The 15812-nt window shown below is 67.7% G+C and carries 12 protein-coding genes; 4 read left to right on the plus strand and 8 right to left on the minus strand.

Annotation, left to right across the window (positions count from 1 at the left end; genetic code table 11):
- The first annotated feature begins 34 nt into the window (after positions 1 to 34).
- A complete protein-coding gene (locus tag RCF34_RS15915) occupies positions 35 to 1516 on the plus strand; it encodes a glucosyltransferase domain-containing protein (RefSeq protein ID WP_308709035.1) in 1482 nt (493 codons plus the stop codon).
- A gap of 108 nt (positions 1517 to 1624) precedes the next feature.
- Here the strand turns inward: RCF34_RS15915 and RCF34_RS15920 are convergent, their stop codons facing one another.
- On the minus strand, positions 1625 to 3001 hold the full coding sequence (locus RCF34_RS15920; RefSeq protein WP_308709036.1) for an amino acid permease: 1377 nt from the start codon (positions 2999 to 3001) through the stop codon (positions 1625 to 1627).
- A gap of 281 nt (positions 3002 to 3282) precedes the next feature.
- On the opposite strand from RCF34_RS15920, the gene RCF34_RS15925 reads away from it, so the two are divergent.
- Positions 3283 to 5550, plus strand: coding sequence for a YgiQ family radical SAM protein (locus RCF34_RS15925; protein WP_308709037.1), 2268 nt, complete (start codon positions 3283 to 3285; stop codon positions 5548 to 5550).
- A 149-nt stretch (positions 5551 to 5699) separates the two neighbouring features.
- Here RCF34_RS15925 and RCF34_RS15930 read toward each other — a convergent pair whose 3' ends face one another.
- From RCF34_RS15930 to urtA, 7 genes are all read right to left on the minus strand, one after another.
- Positions 5700 to 6554, minus strand: a complete 855-nt coding sequence (locus tag RCF34_RS15930; RefSeq protein WP_308709038.1) for a shikimate dehydrogenase — start codon at positions 6552 to 6554, stop codon at positions 5700 to 5702.
- 4 nt (positions 6555 to 6558) lie between these two features.
- Positions 6559 to 7002, minus strand: coding sequence for a type II 3-dehydroquinate dehydratase (aroQ, locus tag RCF34_RS15935; protein ID WP_308709039.1), 444 nt, complete (start codon positions 7000 to 7002; stop codon positions 6559 to 6561).
- Positions 7003 to 7148: 146 nt separating this feature from the next.
- Complete coding sequence (gene urtE / locus RCF34_RS15940; RefSeq protein WP_282284537.1) at positions 7149 to 7847, minus strand: urea ABC transporter ATP-binding subunit UrtE; 699 nt, start codon at positions 7845 to 7847, stop codon at positions 7149 to 7151.
- 160 nt (positions 7848 to 8007) lie between these two features.
- Positions 8008 to 8853: an urea ABC transporter ATP-binding protein UrtD gene (gene urtD, locus RCF34_RS15945; protein ID WP_308709040.1), complete on the minus strand. Its 846-nt coding sequence runs from the start codon at positions 8851 to 8853 to the stop codon at positions 8008 to 8010.
- Positions 8850 to 9929 carry an urea ABC transporter permease subunit UrtC gene (urtC, locus tag RCF34_RS15950; RefSeq protein ID WP_308709041.1) on the minus strand — a complete coding sequence of 360 codons (1080 nt, stop codon included), beginning with the start codon at positions 9927 to 9929 and terminating at the stop codon, positions 8850 to 8852. The genes urtD and urtC overlap by 4 nt, the downstream gene beginning before the upstream one ends.
- Positions 9926 to 11494 carry an urea ABC transporter permease subunit UrtB gene (gene urtB, locus RCF34_RS15955; RefSeq protein WP_308709042.1) on the minus strand — a complete coding sequence of 523 codons (1569 nt, stop codon included), beginning with the start codon at positions 11492 to 11494 and terminating at the stop codon, positions 9926 to 9928. Before urtB ends, urtC begins: the two co-directional genes overlap by 4 nt.
- A 289-nt stretch (positions 11495 to 11783) precedes the next feature.
- Positions 11784 to 13058, minus strand: coding sequence for an urea ABC transporter substrate-binding protein (urtA, locus tag RCF34_RS15960; RefSeq protein ID WP_308709044.1), 1275 nt, complete (start codon positions 13056 to 13058; stop codon positions 11784 to 11786).
- 341 nt (positions 13059 to 13399) lie between these two features.
- Here urtA and RCF34_RS15965 point away from each other — a divergent pair, with 341 nt between their 5' ends.
- Positions 13400 to 14290, plus strand: a complete 891-nt coding sequence (locus RCF34_RS15965) for an NAD(P)-dependent oxidoreductase (protein WP_308709045.1) — start codon at positions 13400 to 13402, stop codon at positions 14288 to 14290.
- Between the two features lie 2 nt (positions 14291 to 14292).
- Positions 14293 to 15810, plus strand: coding sequence for an aldehyde dehydrogenase family protein (locus RCF34_RS15970; protein ID WP_308709046.1), 1518 nt, complete (start codon positions 14293 to 14295; stop codon positions 15808 to 15810).
- The last annotated feature ends 2 nt before the right edge of the window (positions 15811 to 15812 follow it).

Genomic DNA, 15812 nt, shown 5'->3' on the forward strand with positions numbered 1-15812 from the left:
GTCTCCCGTCGAAGCCGGATCCGGATCCGCCACCATGCCCCAGACGCTCACCCCGGTGCAGACCCGGGCGCTGTTCTTTTCCGCGCTGCTGCTGTTCGTCCTGCCCTTCATCCTGGTCGACTTCCCTTACGTCGATGACAACTGGCGTATTCAGCTGGAGAACGGCCCGGAGTGGCGGCAGCAGGGGCGGGTGCTCACCGAGGTGTTCTACCGGCTGCTGACCTTCAGCGGCAGCACCCTCAATCTCTTTCCCCTGCCGCTGCTGATCGCCTGCGCCGCAGCCGCCTGGGCCCTGACCGACCTGGCCCGCCACTGCTTCGGCGCGCCGCGGCCGACCCAGTGCCTGGCGCTCCTGCCACTGTGGTTCTCGCCCTTCTGGCTGGGCAACCTGACCTACCAGTACGATGGCCCCACCATGGCCCTGAGCCTGGTGGCGGTGATCTATGCGGCGATCTATCGCAGTCGCCATACCGCGCTGGCGCTGCTGGTGCCGGCGGCGCTGCTGGCGGCGGCCATTGCCTTCTACCAAGTGGCGCTCAATGTCTTCGTCGGCCTCTGTTGCCTGGAATTGATCCGTGCGGTGCAGCGACGCGAGGCGCCGGAGCAGGCCCTGCGGCTGGTGCTGCGTCAGGGGCTGCAGCTGCTCCTGGGTTGCGCCCTCTACTTCCTCACCGCCTACCAGCTGATGGCTACCACCCGGCACGCCGGCGTGGGCGGTCAGGTGTTGCCCGAGCTCTGGCACCGGCTGGGCGAGGTGCTGCACAGCGTCGGCCTGCTGGTCACTCCGGGCAATCTGTGGCTGTGGTGGCTGTTCGGTGGGCTGGCCGCGATCGGCTACGGCCTGGGGGCCCTGACCTATGCCCGCGCCTATGGCCGACGGGCGCTGCTGCCCCTGCTGCTGTACGGTGCGACCCTGCCGGTGCTGGCCGCCGGCGTGGCCGGCATCACCTTGCTGTTCAGCGATTTCATCCTCGAGGCCCGCACCCTGATGGGGCTGGCGGTCGTCCTGACCCTGGCGCTGCTGCTGGTCCATGACCTGCTGGAACGATTCCAGCCACGGCTGACCTGGCTGCTGGTGCTGCCGCTGCTGTGGATGCTGTCGCTGGCCTATGCCTATGGCCAGGTGCTCTCGGCGCAGAAGACCTTCGAGCGCGGTTTCGTCCAGGAGCTGCACCACGACCTCAGCAGTCGCCCGGAGCTGCGGCCGCTCAAGCGGATGCTCTGGACCGGCGGTCCGCTGGAGGTGGCCTGGCTGCCGCTGGCGCAGAAGACCTTCGAGCAGGTGCCGGTGTTGCCCTTCATCCTCGGACTGTCGCCGGGCAACTTCATGATCGCCGAGCGCCTGCTGGACCTGGGGGTGATCGACGATGCCGACAGCGACAGCTGCAGCCAGCGGGTGGCCGTGCCGGGCGCCGCCACGCGACTGGTGGACAACCGCTTCTACGACATCTGGGCGGTGGGCGAGGACGGTTGCATCATCATGAAGCCACAGCGGCCCTGGGTGCCGTTCGAGTAGCGAAGTAGGTCGGGCTGAGACGGCTCCGTCGTCGACGCCCAACGAACGGTGCCTGCCCCAGGTGTTGGGCTTCGCTGCGCTCAGCCCAAGCTATGGGTGCGAGGATGATCAGACGCGGCGCAGCCTGTAGCAGAGGAACAGGAAGGCCAGCCAGACCGGGATGGCGTAGACCGAGACGGCGATGCCGGGGATGCGCAGCATCAGCACCAGAATCATGCCGACGAAGGCCAGACACAGCCAGTTGGCGAAGGGCGACCAGAACGCCGGGAAGTGCGAGGTGCGCCCGGCCTGGCGCTGGGCAGCGCGGAATTTCAGGTGGGTCAGGCTGATCAGCGCCCAGGCGATCACCAGCGAGGCCACCACCAGCGACATCAGCAGCTCCAGGGCATTCTGCGGCAGCAGATAATTGACCAGCACGCAGAGCAGGGTCACCGCCGAGGACACGGCGATGCCCAGCAGCGGCACGCCGCGGCGCGTGGTGCGCAGCAGGGCGCGCGGGGCATCGCCCTGTTCGGCCAGGCCGTAGAGCATGCGGCTGGTGCAGTAGACGCCGCTGTTGTAGACCGACAGCGCCGCGGTCAGCACCACGAAGTTGAGCAGGTGGGCGGCGGTGTCGCTGCCGAGCAGGGCGAAGGTCTGCACGAAGGGGCTGCCGGCGTAGTCGTCGCCGCCGGCGCCGATGCTGCTTACCAGTTCGTCCCAGGGATGCAGCGAAAGGAGGATGGTCAGGGCGCCGACATAGAAGATCAGGATGCGCCAGACCACCTGGTTGATGGCCTTGGGGATCACGGTGCGCGGCTGGTCGGCTTCGGCGGCGGTGATGCCCACCAGCTCCAGGCCGCCAAAGGAAAACATGATGATCGCCAGCACCGCGAACAGGCCGCTCCAGCCGTTGGGCAGGAAGCCGCCATGGTTCCACAGATTGCTCACCGAGGCTTCGGGGCCGCCGCTGCCGCTGACCAGCAGCCAGAGCCCGAAGGCCATCATGCCGAGGATGGCCACCACCTTGATCAGCGCGAACCAGAACTCGGTCTCGCCGAACGCCTTCACATTGAACAGGTTGATCATGTTGACCAGCACGAAGAACACCAGGGCGCTGGCCCAGGTCGGTACCTCGGGCCACCAGTACTGCACGTACTTGCCCACCGCGGTGAGCTCCGACATGCCCACCAGCACATAGAGCACCCAGTAGTTCCAGCCGGAGAGAAAGCCCGGGAAACGGCCCCAGTAGCGGCTGGCGAAGTGGCTGAAGGAGCCGGCCACGGGTTCCTCGACGATCATCTCGCCAAGCTGGCGCATGATCAGGAAGGCGATGAAGCCGGCGATGGCATAGCCAAGGATCATCGCCGGACCGGCCGACTTGAGTACCCCGGCCGAGCCGAGGAACAGACCGGTGCCGATGGCCCCGCCGAGGGCGATCAGCTGGATATGACGATTCTTCAGGCCGCGCTGCAACTGGCCGGCGGCGGGTTGGGGCTGGGACATGGACGGGGGTGTCTCGGTGGTGAGGGGAGCGGGCGGCTATGGTAGCACTCCTGTCGCCAGGGGCCTGGTCTTGGGGAGAGCCATGCCCTCACCCCGGCGCCCTCCCGGAGGGAGGGGGAAGAGCCGGTGCGCGGGGTTGCTCTTGCCCTCGCTCCCCGGGGTGAGGGCCGGGCCGAGCTACCGTCGATAGCCAAAGGCAATCGATGTCCGGGGGCTGAACTGGTCATTTTTTGTGCTATTCTTCGCGCCCTCCTGAAAACACCCCTTTCCCGGAAGCTGCCATGCAAGCCGCCACGCCGCTGTTCGACTATCCGAAATACTGGGCCGAGTGCTTTGGTCCTGCACCCTTCCTGCCCATGAGTCGGGCGGAGATGGAGCAACTCGGCTGGGACAGCTGCGACATCATCATCGTCACCGGGGACGCCTACGTCGATCACCCGTCCTTTGGCATGGCCATCATCGGCCGGCTGCTGGAAGCCCAGGGCTTCCGCGTGGGCATCATCGCCCAGCCGGACTGGCATTCTAAGGACGACTTCATGAAGCTCGGCGAGCCGAATCTGTTCTTCGGCGTGGCCGCGGGCAACATGGACTCGATGATCAACCGCTACACCGCGGACAAGAAGGTCCGCTCCGACGATGCCTATACCCCGGGCAACGTCGCCGGCAAGCGGCCGGATCGCGCCAGCCTGGTCTACAGCCAGCGCTGCAAGGAGGCCTACAGCCACGTGCCGATCGTGCTCGGTGGCATCGAGGCCTCGCTGCGCCGGATCGCCCACTACGACTACTGGCAGGACAAGGTCCGCCGCTCGATCCTGATGGACGCCACCGCCGACATCCTGCTGTACGGCAACGCCGAGCGGGCGGTGGTCGAGATCGCCCAGCGGCTGTCCCGTGGCGAGCGCGTCGAGGCCATCACCGACGTACGCGGCACCGCCTTCATCCGCCGGGACACGCCCGAGGGCTGGTTCGAGGTCGACTCGACCCGCATCGATCGTCCCGGTCGCGTCGACAAGATCATCAATCCCTACGTGAACACGCAGGACACCGAGGCCTGTGCCATCGAGCAGGCCAAGGGCGAGGTCGAGGATCCCAACGAAGCCAAGGTGGTGCAGCTGCTGGCAAGCCCGCGCATGACCCGCGACAAGACGGTGATCCGCCTGCCGTCCTTCGAGAAGGTGCGCAACGACCCGGTGCTCTATGCCCACGCCAACCGCGTGCTGCACCTGGAAACCAACCCGGGTAATGCCCGTGCGCTGGTGCAGCGGCATGGTGACGTGGACGTCTGGTTCACGCCGCCGCCCATCCCCATGACCACCGAGGAAATGGACTATGTGTTCGGCATGCCCTATGCGCGCGTGCCGCACCCGGCCTATGGCAAGGAAAGGATCCCGGCCTACGAGATGATCCGTTTCTCGGTGAACATCATGCGCGGCTGCTTCGGTGGCTGCACCTTCTGCTCCATCACCGAGCACGAAGGCCGGATCATCCAGAATCGCTCCCATGACTCGATCATCCGCGAGATCGAGGAGATGCGCGACAAGGTGCCGGGCTTCACCGGCGTGGTCTCGGACCTCGGCGGGCCGACCGCCAACATGTACCGCATCGCCTGCAAGGACCCGGAGATCGAGCGCCACTGCCGCAAGCCGTCGTGCGTGTTCCCCGGTATCTGCGAGAACCTCAATACCGATCACTCCTCGCTGATCGAGCTGTACCGCAAGGCGCGGGCGCTGCCGGGGGTGAAGAAGATCCTGATCGCCTCGGGGCTGAGATACGACCTGGCCGTGGAGTCGCCCGAGTACGTCAAGGAACTGGTCACCCACCATGTCGGCGGCTACCTGAAGATCGCGCCCGAGCATACCGAGCGCGGTCCGCTGGACAAGATGATGAAGCCCGGCATCGGCAGCTATGACCGCTTCAAGCAGATGTTCGAGAAGTACACCAAGGAGGCGGGCAAGGAGCAGTACCTGATCCCCTACTTCATCGCCGCGCACCCGGGCACCACGGACGAGGACATGATGAACCTCGCCCTCTGGCTCAAGCGCAACGGCTTCCGTGCGGATCAGGTGCAGGCCTTCTATCCCTCGCCGATGGCCACCGCCACGGCCATGTACCACTCCGGCAAGAATCCACTGCGCAAGGTCACCTACAAGAGCGACGGCGTGACCATCGTCAAGAGCGACCAGCAGCGCCGCCTGCACAAGGCCTTCCTGCGCTACCACGATCCCAAGGGATGGCCGATGCTGCGCGAGGCGCTCAAGGAGATGGGGCGCGCCGACCTGATCGGTCCGGGCAAGCACCAGTTGATCCCGGCCACCCAGCCGGTGGGCGACGCCGGCTACCAGAGCGCGCGGCGCAAGAATTCCACCCCGGTGGGCAGCAAGAAGGCCGGCACCGGCGGCGGGCGCGTCCTCACCCAGCACACCGGCCTGCCGCCCCGCGCCAGCGATGGCGGCAAGGCCTGGGACAAGGGGCAGGAAGGCCAGGCCGCCGGCTACGCCAAGGGCGGTCCACGCAAGAAGTCGCGACGCCAGCCGAACATGCCGCGCTGAGGCGAGCGCATGCGAAAAGGGGAGGCCGAGGCCTCCCCTTTTTCATGGGCGGTAGGTCCGGCGCGGGGTTGTTGGGCTTCGAGGGAGGAGCTGTCTCAATCCAACCTACGGGAGCCTGGCGTAGGTTGGGTGGAGCGCAGCGACCGAGGTTACCCGCGCAACTCGGCGAAGTGGGCCTGCATGCGTTCGGCGTCGGCGCTGCGGCCGCTGAAGAGTTCGAAGGCCTTGACCGCCTGGAACACGGCCATGGTGCCGCCATCCAGGGTGCGGCAGCCGAGGGCGCGGGCCTGGCGCAGCAGTTCGGTTTCCAGCGGGAAGTAGATGATCTCGGCGACCCACAGGCCGGGGTGCAGCAGCTCGGCCGGCAGTGGCATACCGGGGAGCTTGGCCATGCCCACCGGCGAGGTGTTGACCAGGCCATCGGCGGCGGCGACCGCGGCGGCCCGGTCGGTGCCGACCGCGGCGCGCCCGGGGCCGAAGTGGCGGGTGAGGTTGTCCACCAGCGCCTGGGCGCGTTCGGCCTCGACGTCGAAGATCAACAGCTGGTCGACGCCCTCGGCGAGCAGGGCATGGGCCACGGCGCTGCCGGCACCGCCGGCGCCCAGTTGCACCACCAGGCGCTTGGCCACGTCCGGCAGGCCGCGGCGAAAGCCCTCGGCGAAGCCCAGGCAGTCGGTGTTGTGGCCCACGGTGCGGCCGTCGGCCAGCACCACGGTATTCACCGCGCCGATGCCGCGCGCCTCGGGGGAGAGGTCGTCGAGCAGGGGGATGATCGCCTGCTTGCAGGGAAAGGTGATGTTGAGACCGGTGAAGCCGGTGCGCTGGGCGGCCTGCAGCAGCTCGGGCAGGGCATCGGCACCGAGGCCGAGGGCGTCCAGGTCGATCAGGCGGTAGAGGTATCTGAGGCCCTGGGCATCGCCTTCGCGCTCGTGCATGGCGGGCGTCAGCGAGGCCTGGATGCCGGCGCCGATGAGGCCGGCGAGGACGGATTTGGGTGCGGTCATGGCGTTAGTTTCCCTGGTGGGCGATGAGGGCAGCGATGGCGGCGCGATATCCCTGGCTGCCGAGGCCGCAGATGACGCCGACGGCGATGCCCGAGACATAGGAATGATGACGGAAGGCTTCGCGGCGATGCACGTTGGACAGGTGCACCTCGTAGACCGGCAGCTCGCTGGCCACCAGGGCGTCGCGCAAGGCCACCGAGGTGTGGGTCCAGGCGGCGGGATTGATCACCACCCCGGCATAGGCGCCGCGGGCCGCGTGGATCCAGTCGAGCAGTTCGCCTTCGTGATTGGTCTGGCGGAAATCCACCTCGTAACCCTCGGCGGCGGCGGTCTCGGCACACAGCCGGGCGACGTCGGCCAGGGTCTCGTGGCCGTAGGTGGCGGGCTCGCGGGTGCCGAGCAGATTGAGGTTGGGTCCGTTGAGGACCAGGATGCGACGGGAGGACATGACAGCCTTCTCTCTTGTTGTCTTGCCGAGCAGGCGCTGCCCGGCACTGGAGAGAAAATGTACCAGCCGGTTAATCCCGTCAATCGAGTCGGGCGGGCGGGTGGCAGGGCAGGCTGCGGAAGCGTTCGATTATCGACCTTGGCCCGCTAGATCGCTACCAGTCCCCGTACTCCCTCCGCCTCCATGTCGACCCCGCGGCCGCGCTGGACGATCTCGCCACGGGACATCACCAGGTAGCCGTCGGCCAGTTCGCTGGCGAAGTCGTAGAACTGTTCCACCAGCAGGATGGCCATGTCGCCACGCTTGGCCAGGTGGGCGATGACGGTGCCGATCTCCTTGATCACCGAGGGCTGGATGCCCTCGGTGGGTTCGTCGAGGATCAGCAGGCGCGGGCGACTGGCCAGGGCGCGGCCGATGGCCAGTTGCTGCTGCTGGCCGCCGGAGAGATCGCCACCGCGACGCTGGCGCATCTGCCGCAGCACGGGGAAGAGTTCGTAGATGGACTCGGGCACCTCGCGGGCTTCCCGGGCGGGAAAGCGCGACAGGCCCATGAGCAGATTTTCCTCGACGGTGAGGCGCGGAAAGATCTCGCGGCCCTGGGGCACGTAGGCGATGCCGGACTGCACCCGCTGGTGCGGCTTGCGGGCGGTGATGTCCTGGCCTTCCCAGGTGACGCTGCCGCGCTTGGCCGGGATCAGGCCCATGAGGCAGCGCAGCAGGGTGGTCTTGCCGACGCCGTTGCGGCCGAGCAGGCTGGTGACCTCGCCAATAGGTGCGTCGAAGGACAGGCCACGCAGGATGTGGCTGCCGCCGTAGTACTGATGGAGTTCGTTGACCTGGAGCATGGGGGCCTCGGCCGGTTGTCTGGTCTCTGGCAGGCCGCGTGGCCTGCCGACGTAGGTTGGTTGAGCGCAGCGAAGCACAACGCTCCCGGTCCGTATCGGTGTTGGGCTTCGACGATGGAGCCGTCTCGACCCAACCTACGGGCAGGGGCGCGACCGCGCACTAGCGCCCCAGGTACACCTCGATCACCTGGTCGTTGGCCTGGACCTGGTCCAGCGAGCCTTCGGCGAGGACGTGGCCCTGGTGCAGCACGGTGACGTGGTCGGCGATGCTGCCGACGAAGCCCATGTCGTGTTCCACCACCATCAGCGAGTGCCGGGGCACCAGCGACTTGAACAGCTCGGCGGTGAATTCGGTCTCGGCGTCGGTCATGCCGGCCACGGGTTCGTCGAGCAGCAGCAGCTGCGGCTCCTGCACCAGCAGCATGCCGATCTCGAGGAATTGCTTCTGGCCGTGGGAGAGCAGCCCGGCGGTGCGCCCGCGGGATTCCTGCAGGCGGATGGTGCCGAGCACCTCCTCCAGGCGATCGCGCTGTTCGCCGGAGAGCCGCGCGCCCAGGCTGGCCCAGACCGACTTGTCGGTCCGCTGCGCCAGCTCCAGGTTTTCCCAGACGGTCAGGGCCTCGAACACCGTGGGCTTCTGGAACTTGCGACCGATGCCGGCCTGGGCGATCTCCACCGGTTGCAGGCGGGTCAGGTCCAGGGTCTCGCCGAACCAGGCGCTGCCGCGGTCGGGGCGGGTCTTGCCGGTGATGACGTCCATCATGGTGGTCTTGCCGGCGCCGTTGGGGCCGATGATGCAGCGCAATTCGCCGACGCCGATGTAGAGATTGAGTTCGCGCAGGGCCTTGAAGCCGTCGAAGCTGACCTCGATGCCTTCCAGGCTGAGGATGGTGCCGTGGCGAGTGTCCAGGCCCGTGCCGGCGCGATGGCCGAGGCCGCTGGCCTCGGCGCCGATGCCGGGATCGAGCACTTCCGCGGCGGTGGGGGGAATGGGGGCGGCTTTCATGCGTCGCGCTCCTTCTTGATGAGGCCGATCACGCCACGCGGCAGATAGAGGGTCACGACGATGAACAGGGCGCCGAGAAAGAACAGCCAGTATTCGGGAAAGGCCACGGTGAACCAGCTCTTGGCGCCGTTGACGATGCCGGCGCCGAGCACCGGACCGATGAGGCTGCCGCGGCCGCCGAGGGCGACCCAGATGGCGGCCTCGATGGAGTTGGTCGGGGCCATCTCGCTGGGATTGATGATGCCCACCTGGGGCACATAGAGGGCCCCGGCCAGGCCGCAGAGCACCGCCGAGAGCACCCAGACGAACAGCTTGAAGCCGCGCGGATCGTAGCCGCAGAAGGTCACCCGGTTCTCGGCGTCACGGATCGCCGTGAGGATGCGGCCTAACTTGCTCTGTGCCAGGCGCCAGCCCAGCCAGAGACTGGCCACCAGCAGGGCCACGGTGAGCAGGAAGAGCACCGCGCGGGTGCCCTGGGCGGCCACCGGGAAGCCCAGCAGGGTGGTGAAGCCGGTGAAGCCGTTGTTGCCGCCGAAGCCGGTCTCGTTGCGAAAGAACAGCAGCATGCCGGCGAAGGTCAGCGCCTGGGTCATGATCGAGAAGTAGACGCCCTTGATCTTCGAGCGGAAGGCGAAGAAGCCGAACGCCAGGGCCAGCAGGCCGGGGGCCAGCACCGCCAGGCACAGCGCCCAGAGGAAGTGGTCGGTGCCGGCCCAGAACCAGGGATAGCTGTTCCAGGAAAGAAAGCTCATGAAGGGCGGCAGACCGGCACCGGCGGCCTGCCGCATCAGGTACATGCCCATGGCGTAGCCACCCAGGGCGAAGAACAGCCCGTGGCCCAGGGAGAGCATCCCGGCATAGCCCCAAACCAGGTCCAGCGCCAGGGCGACGATGGCGTAGCAGAGGATCTTGCCCACCAGGGTGAGGGTGTAGGCCGAGACCTGGAAGGGATTGTCGGCCGGGAGCAGGGACAGCAGTGGCAGGGCGATCAGCACGGCCAGGGCCAGGCCGAGCACGGCCAGGCTCAGGCGCGGGCCGGCCTTCTGCACGGCGGTAAGCGCGAGTGGCTGGTTCAATCGATGACCCTCCCCTTGAGGGCGAACAGGCCCTGGGGCCGCTTCTGGATGAACAGGATGATCAGGCCGAGGATGAGGATCTTGCCCAGCACGGCGCCGATCTGGGGTTCGAGGATCTTGTTGACGATGCCCAGGCCGAAGGCCGCCAGCACGCTGCCGGCCAGTTGGCCGACGCCGCCGAGCACCACCACCAGGAACGAATCGATGATGTAGCTCTGGCCGAGGTCCGGGCCGACGTTGCCGATCTGCGACAGGGCCACGCCACCGAGGCCGGCGATGCCGGAGCCGAGGCCGAAGGCGAGCATGTCGATGCGCCCGGTGGGGACGCCGCAGCAGGCGGCCATGTTGCGATTCTGGGTCACGGCGCGCACGTTCAGCCCCAGGCGGGTCTTGTTCAGCAGGGTCCAGGTCAGGATCAACACGAAGACCACGAAGCCAAGGATGATCACCCGGTTCCACGGCAGGAGCAGGTTGGGCAGCACCTGGATGCCGCCGGACAGCCAGGCCGGATTGGCCACCTCGACGTTCTGGGCGCCGAACAGCACCCGCACCGCCTGGATCAGCATCAGGCTGATGCCCCAGGTGGCCAGCAGGGTCTCCAGCGGGCGGCCGTAGAGGTGGCGGATCACGGTGCGCTCCAACGCCATGCCGATGGCGGCGGTGACGGCGAAGGCCACCGGCAACGCTAGCAGCGGGTACCAGGCCAGCCATTCGGGGGCGAGGCGCTGCAGGGTCAGCTGCACCACATAGGTGCTGTAGGCGCCGAGCATCAGCATCTCGCCGTGGGCCATGTTGATGACGCCGAGCAGGCCATAGGTGATGGCCAGGCCCAGGGCGGCCAGCAGCAGGATGGAGCCCAGCGACAGGCCGGTGAAGGCCTGGCCGAGCAGATCGCCCAGCAGCAGCTTGCGCTCCACCTGGGCGAGGCCGGTGGCGGCGGCCTTGCGGACGTCTTCGTTGGCTTCCATCGCGGGATCGAGCAGGGCCTGCAGGCGGGTCTTGGCCTGGGGCTCGCCGGATTCGCCGAGCAGCCGCACCGCGGCCAGGCGCACCGCGGGATCGGAATCGGTCAGCTGCAGATTGGCGAGGGCGGCGGCGAGGGCGGTCTTCACCTCCTTGTCGGCTTCGCTCTGCAGGCGTTTTTCCAGAAAAGGGCGCTGTTCGGGCTTGGCCTCCTGGCGTAGGGCCTGGACGGCGGCCAGGCGCACGCTGGCCTCCGCGGACAGCAGCCCGCCGCTGGCCTGGGCGGCGCCGATGAGGATGCGCAGGCGGTTGTTCAGGCGTACCGGCTTGGGTGTGCCGGTGGGGGGGGTGGCGTCGCCTTCGGCGGCGCTGTAGCTGTCGCCGCTCCTGTAGAAGGGGCGCTTGTCTTCATCGACATAGAAGCGGCCGTCCTGCAGCGCCTGGAGGACCGGGAGTTGCGCGGGATCAGGCGCGGCGGCCCAGGCCTGCAGGAGTCTGGCCTGGTCGTTGGCGCTGGCGGCGGCCAGCTCGGCGGCGGGGCCGGCCTGGACGGTGCCGCCGAGCAGCAACAGCAGGGGCAGAAGAAAAAGGCGTAGGGACATGCGCGGCCTCGTCGGTGGGTAAAGGCTCCTGCGCGCCGGCTCGCGGAGGAGGGCGGGCGTGGCCTCGTTTCTGGTGCCGGCGCCTGGCTCTCTGGCCGGGTGCGCTGGCGGGCCCTCATCCCACCCTTTCCCAGGGAAAGGGGGCGGAGCGGGGCGGGTGGTTCTGCTGCGTCCGGTCTCTACCCTCACCCGGCCCTCTCCCGGAGGGAGAGGGGGAAGAGCGCGGTACCGTCTTTCAGGTTTTGCCTACGTCGCCCCTTGGAAGGGGAGCCAGGGATCAGGCAGCGGCTTACTTGCCGCTCTTCACCGGCTCGTCGGACTTCTTGTCGTTGCCAGGGATATAGGGGCTCCAGGGCTGGGCGCGGACCGGGCCATCGGTCTGCCAGACCACGTTGAATTGGCCGTCGTCCTGGACCTCGCCGATCATCACCGGCTTGTGCAGGTGATGGTTCTTCTCGTCCATCTTCACCGTGTAGCCGTCCGGCGCGGCGAAGGTCTGGCCGGCCATGGCCTTGCGGACCTTGTCGACGTCGGTGCTGCCGGCCTTTTCCACCGCCTGGGCCCACATGTGGAGGCCGATGTAGGTGGCTTCCATGGGGTCGTTGGTCACGGCGGTCTGGTAGTTGGGCAGGTTCTTGGCCTTGGCGTAGGCTTTCCAGGCCTCGACGAATTTCTTGTTCACCGGATTATCCAGCGACTCGAAGTAGTTCCAGGCGGCCAACTGGCCCACCAGCGGCTTGGTGTCGATGCCGCGCAGTTCTTCCTCGCCCACCGAGAAGGCCACCACCGGTACGTCGGTGGCCTTCAGGCCCTGGTTGCCCAGTTCCTTGTAGAAGGGCACGTTGGAGTCGCCGTTGATGGTGGAGACCACCGCGGTCTTGCCGCCCGCGGCGAACTTCTTGATGTTGGCGACGATGGTCTGGTAATCGCTGTGGCCGAAGGGGGTGTAGACCTCCTCGATGTCCTTGTCCTGCACGCCCTTGCTGTGCAGGAAGGACCTGAGGATCTTGTTGGTGGTGCGCGGATAGACGTAGTCGGTGCCCAGCAGGAAGAAGCGCTTGGCGGCGCCGCCCTCTTCGCTCAGCAGGTATTCCACCGCCGGGATGGCCTGCTGGTTCGGTGCCGCGCCGGTGTAGAAGACGTTGGGCGACATCTCTTCGCCTTCGTACTGCACCGGGTAGAACAGCAGCCCGTTGAGTTCTTCATAGACCGGCAGGACCGACTTGCGCGAGACCGAGGTCCAGCAGCCGAAGGTGACCGCGACCTTGTCCTGGGTCACCAGCTGGCGCGCCTTCTCGGCGAACAGTGGCCAGTTGGAGGCCGGATCCACCACCACGGGCTCCAGTTTCTTGCCCAGAACGCCGCCCTTGGCGTTGATCTCGTCGATGGTCATCAGCGCCATGTCCTTGAGCGAGGTCTCGGAGATGGCCATGGTGCCGGACAGCGAATGCAGGATGCCGACCTTGATGGTGTCCGCGGCGTGGGCGGCACTCCAGGGGAACAGGCCGCTCATGAGCAGGGCGGAGGCGGCGAGGGTGGTCTTCAGTAGAGGGCGGCGCTTCATGCGAAAGGCTCCTAAGCGAACGTGCGCTGTTGTTGGGCTGGGCTGCTGGCCCGCCAGGGCGCTTTTCAGGAACTGTGCCAGGCGTCGGCAAGGCGCATGGCGACTGGACTCTTACCTGCAGTCCAGGCGTTTATGGTCATTTGCCTCGCACCAGCCTGGGGCTTGGCGGCGCCCTCGAATCGCGCCTTTGCACAATGCTGGTGCCCTCGCTTGCCGTTGCCTTTTGCGCAACATGAAAGTCCGAATGCCGTATTGGTGGTGATGCCTGGCGCCTCCCATACTCGATCGCCAGAGGCCGGCCACCGGGTCGGTCACCCCCATTCGAAGCAGAGGAACAGGGCATGGGCAGGCAGATCGGGGTCATCGGACTCGGCAACATGGGCGGCAACATGGCGATCACCCTGGCGCGCAAGGGCATGGCCGTCACCGGTCTGGATCCCTCCAGCGCCGCCTGCGAGCGGGTCGCCGCCCAGGGCGTAGCCATCGCCAGCGACCTGGCGGCCCTGGCCGCCACCAGCGAGGTGATCGTGCTGTCGCTGCCCAAGGCCGAGCATGTCGAGGCCGTGTGCCTGGGCGAGGCGGGCCTGGTCAGCCGCGTGCGGCCGGGCACCGTGGTGGTCGACACCACCACTTCCACCCCCGAGACCAGCCGCCGGGTGGCAGCGGCCTTCGCCGAGGTCGGCGCTGACTTCCTCGATGCCCCGGTCTCCGGCGGCCCCGCCGGGGCCGCGGCCGGCACCATGACCATGGTCATCGGCGGTAGCGAGGCGGCCCTGGCCAAGGCGCTGCCGGCGCTGGAAGCCATGAGCGCGACCCGGGTGCACATAGGCGCCGTGGGCGCCGGCAACATCGCCAAGATCGCCAACAACCTGCTGGCCGCGGCGCATCTCATCACCACCGCCGAGGCGGTGACCATGGCCGCTCGCGCCGGCGTCGCCCCGGAGAAGCTGCTCGAAGGCATCAACGCCGGTTCCGGGCGCAGCGCCGCCAGCCAGGGCATGTTCCCCACCTGGGTGCTGAACAAGGCCTATGACTCCGGCTTCACCATGGGCCTGATGCGCAAGGACGTGGGCCTGGCCCAGGAGCTCATCGCCGAACTCGGCCTCGACCTGCCGCTGGCCGCGGCCACGGCCCAGGCCTGGAAGGCCAGCGCCGAGACCCTGGCCGATGGCGAGGATTTCTGCGCCATCGCGCGACGCACCAGCGAAGACCTGTTCGGTAAGGGGGAATGATCATGATGAATGCCAAGACGCTGGAATTGCTCACGCCCTTCTGGGGCGACCGCCAGCAGGTCGCCAGCTACGTGGACGGCGAATTCGTCGACGGCAGCGGCGAGCGGATCACCGTGCGCAACGCCCATGACGACAGCCCGGCCTTCAGTTACCCCGATGCCGACCTGGCCGTCGTCGAGCGCGCCGACGCCGCCGCCCGCCGGGCGCGCGAGGAGTGGCGCGCCCTGACCGCCCAGGCGCGTGGCCGCATCATCTATCGGGTCGGTACCCTGATCCGCGAGGAGGCCGAGGCCCTGGCGCAACTGGAGTCCCTGACCGCCAACAAGCCGATCCGCGATGCCCGCGTCGAGGTGCTCAAGGTCGCCGAGATGTTCGAGTACTACGCCGGCTGGGCCGACAAGCTGCATGGCGAAGTCATCCCGGTACCCACCAGCCACCTCAACTACGTGACCTACGAACCCCTGGGCACGGTGCTGCAGATCACCCCCTGGAATGCGCCGATCTTCACCGGCGGCTGGCAGGTCGCGCCGGCCATCACCGCCGGCAACGCGGTGATCCTCAAGCCCTCCGAGCTGACCCCGGTGACCTCGCTGTTGCTGGGCGTGCTGGTGGAACGCGCCGGTGCGCCCAAGGGCTTGGTCAACGTGCTCGCCGGCCAGGGCCATACCGTCGGCCAGCAGGTGATCGCCCACGCCGACATCCGCAAGGTGGTCTTCGTCGGCTCGCCCGCCACCGGCCGGCACATCGCCGCCGCCGCGGCCCAGCGTTGCATCCCGGTGGTGCTGGAGCTGGGTGGCAAGTCGGCCAACATCGTCTTCGAAGACGCTGACCTGGACCTGGCCGTGCGCGGCGCCCAGGCGGCGATCTTTTCCGGCGCCGGCCAGAGCTGCGTGTCCGGCTCGCGGCTGCTGGTGCAGGAATCCATCTACGAGCGCTTCATCCAGGCGGTGGCCCGCGCCGCCAGCCAGTTCAAGGTGGGGGACCCGAGCGATCCCGAGACCCAGATCGGCCCGATCCACAACGCCAAGCAATTCGCCCATGTACGCAACATGGTGGAAGGAGCCCTGGGTGAAGGCGCGCGGCATGTCGCCAATGGCGTCGAGCCGCTGCCTGCCGGGACCGGCTACTACGTCAATCCCACGGTGCTGGCCGGTCACAATGGGCTGAGTTGCGCCCAGGAAGAGATCTTCGGGCCGGTGGTGGTGGCCATTCCGTTCAAGGACGAGGCCGACGCCATCCGCATCGCCAACGACAGCCGCTTCGGCCTGGCCGGGGCGGTCTGGACCCGCGACGTCGGTCGTGCCCACCGGGTGGCCCGTGGCGTGCGCGCCGGTACCTTCTGGGTCAACGGCTACAAGACCATCCACGTCAGCTCGCCCTTCGGTGGCTATGGCGAGAGCGGCTACGGTCGTTCCTCCGGCCTCGACGCCCTGCGCGAATACAGCGAGGTGAAGAGCGTCTGGGTGGAAACCGCCGCCGTCCCCGCCGCCGGCTTCGGCTACGGCGCCAGCCTGGAGTAACC

Origin of the sequence: Pseudomonas sp. 102515 (assembly GCF_031085165.1) — a bacterium.
Classification (GTDB): domain Bacteria; phylum Pseudomonadota; class Gammaproteobacteria; order Pseudomonadales; family Pseudomonadaceae; genus Chryseomonas.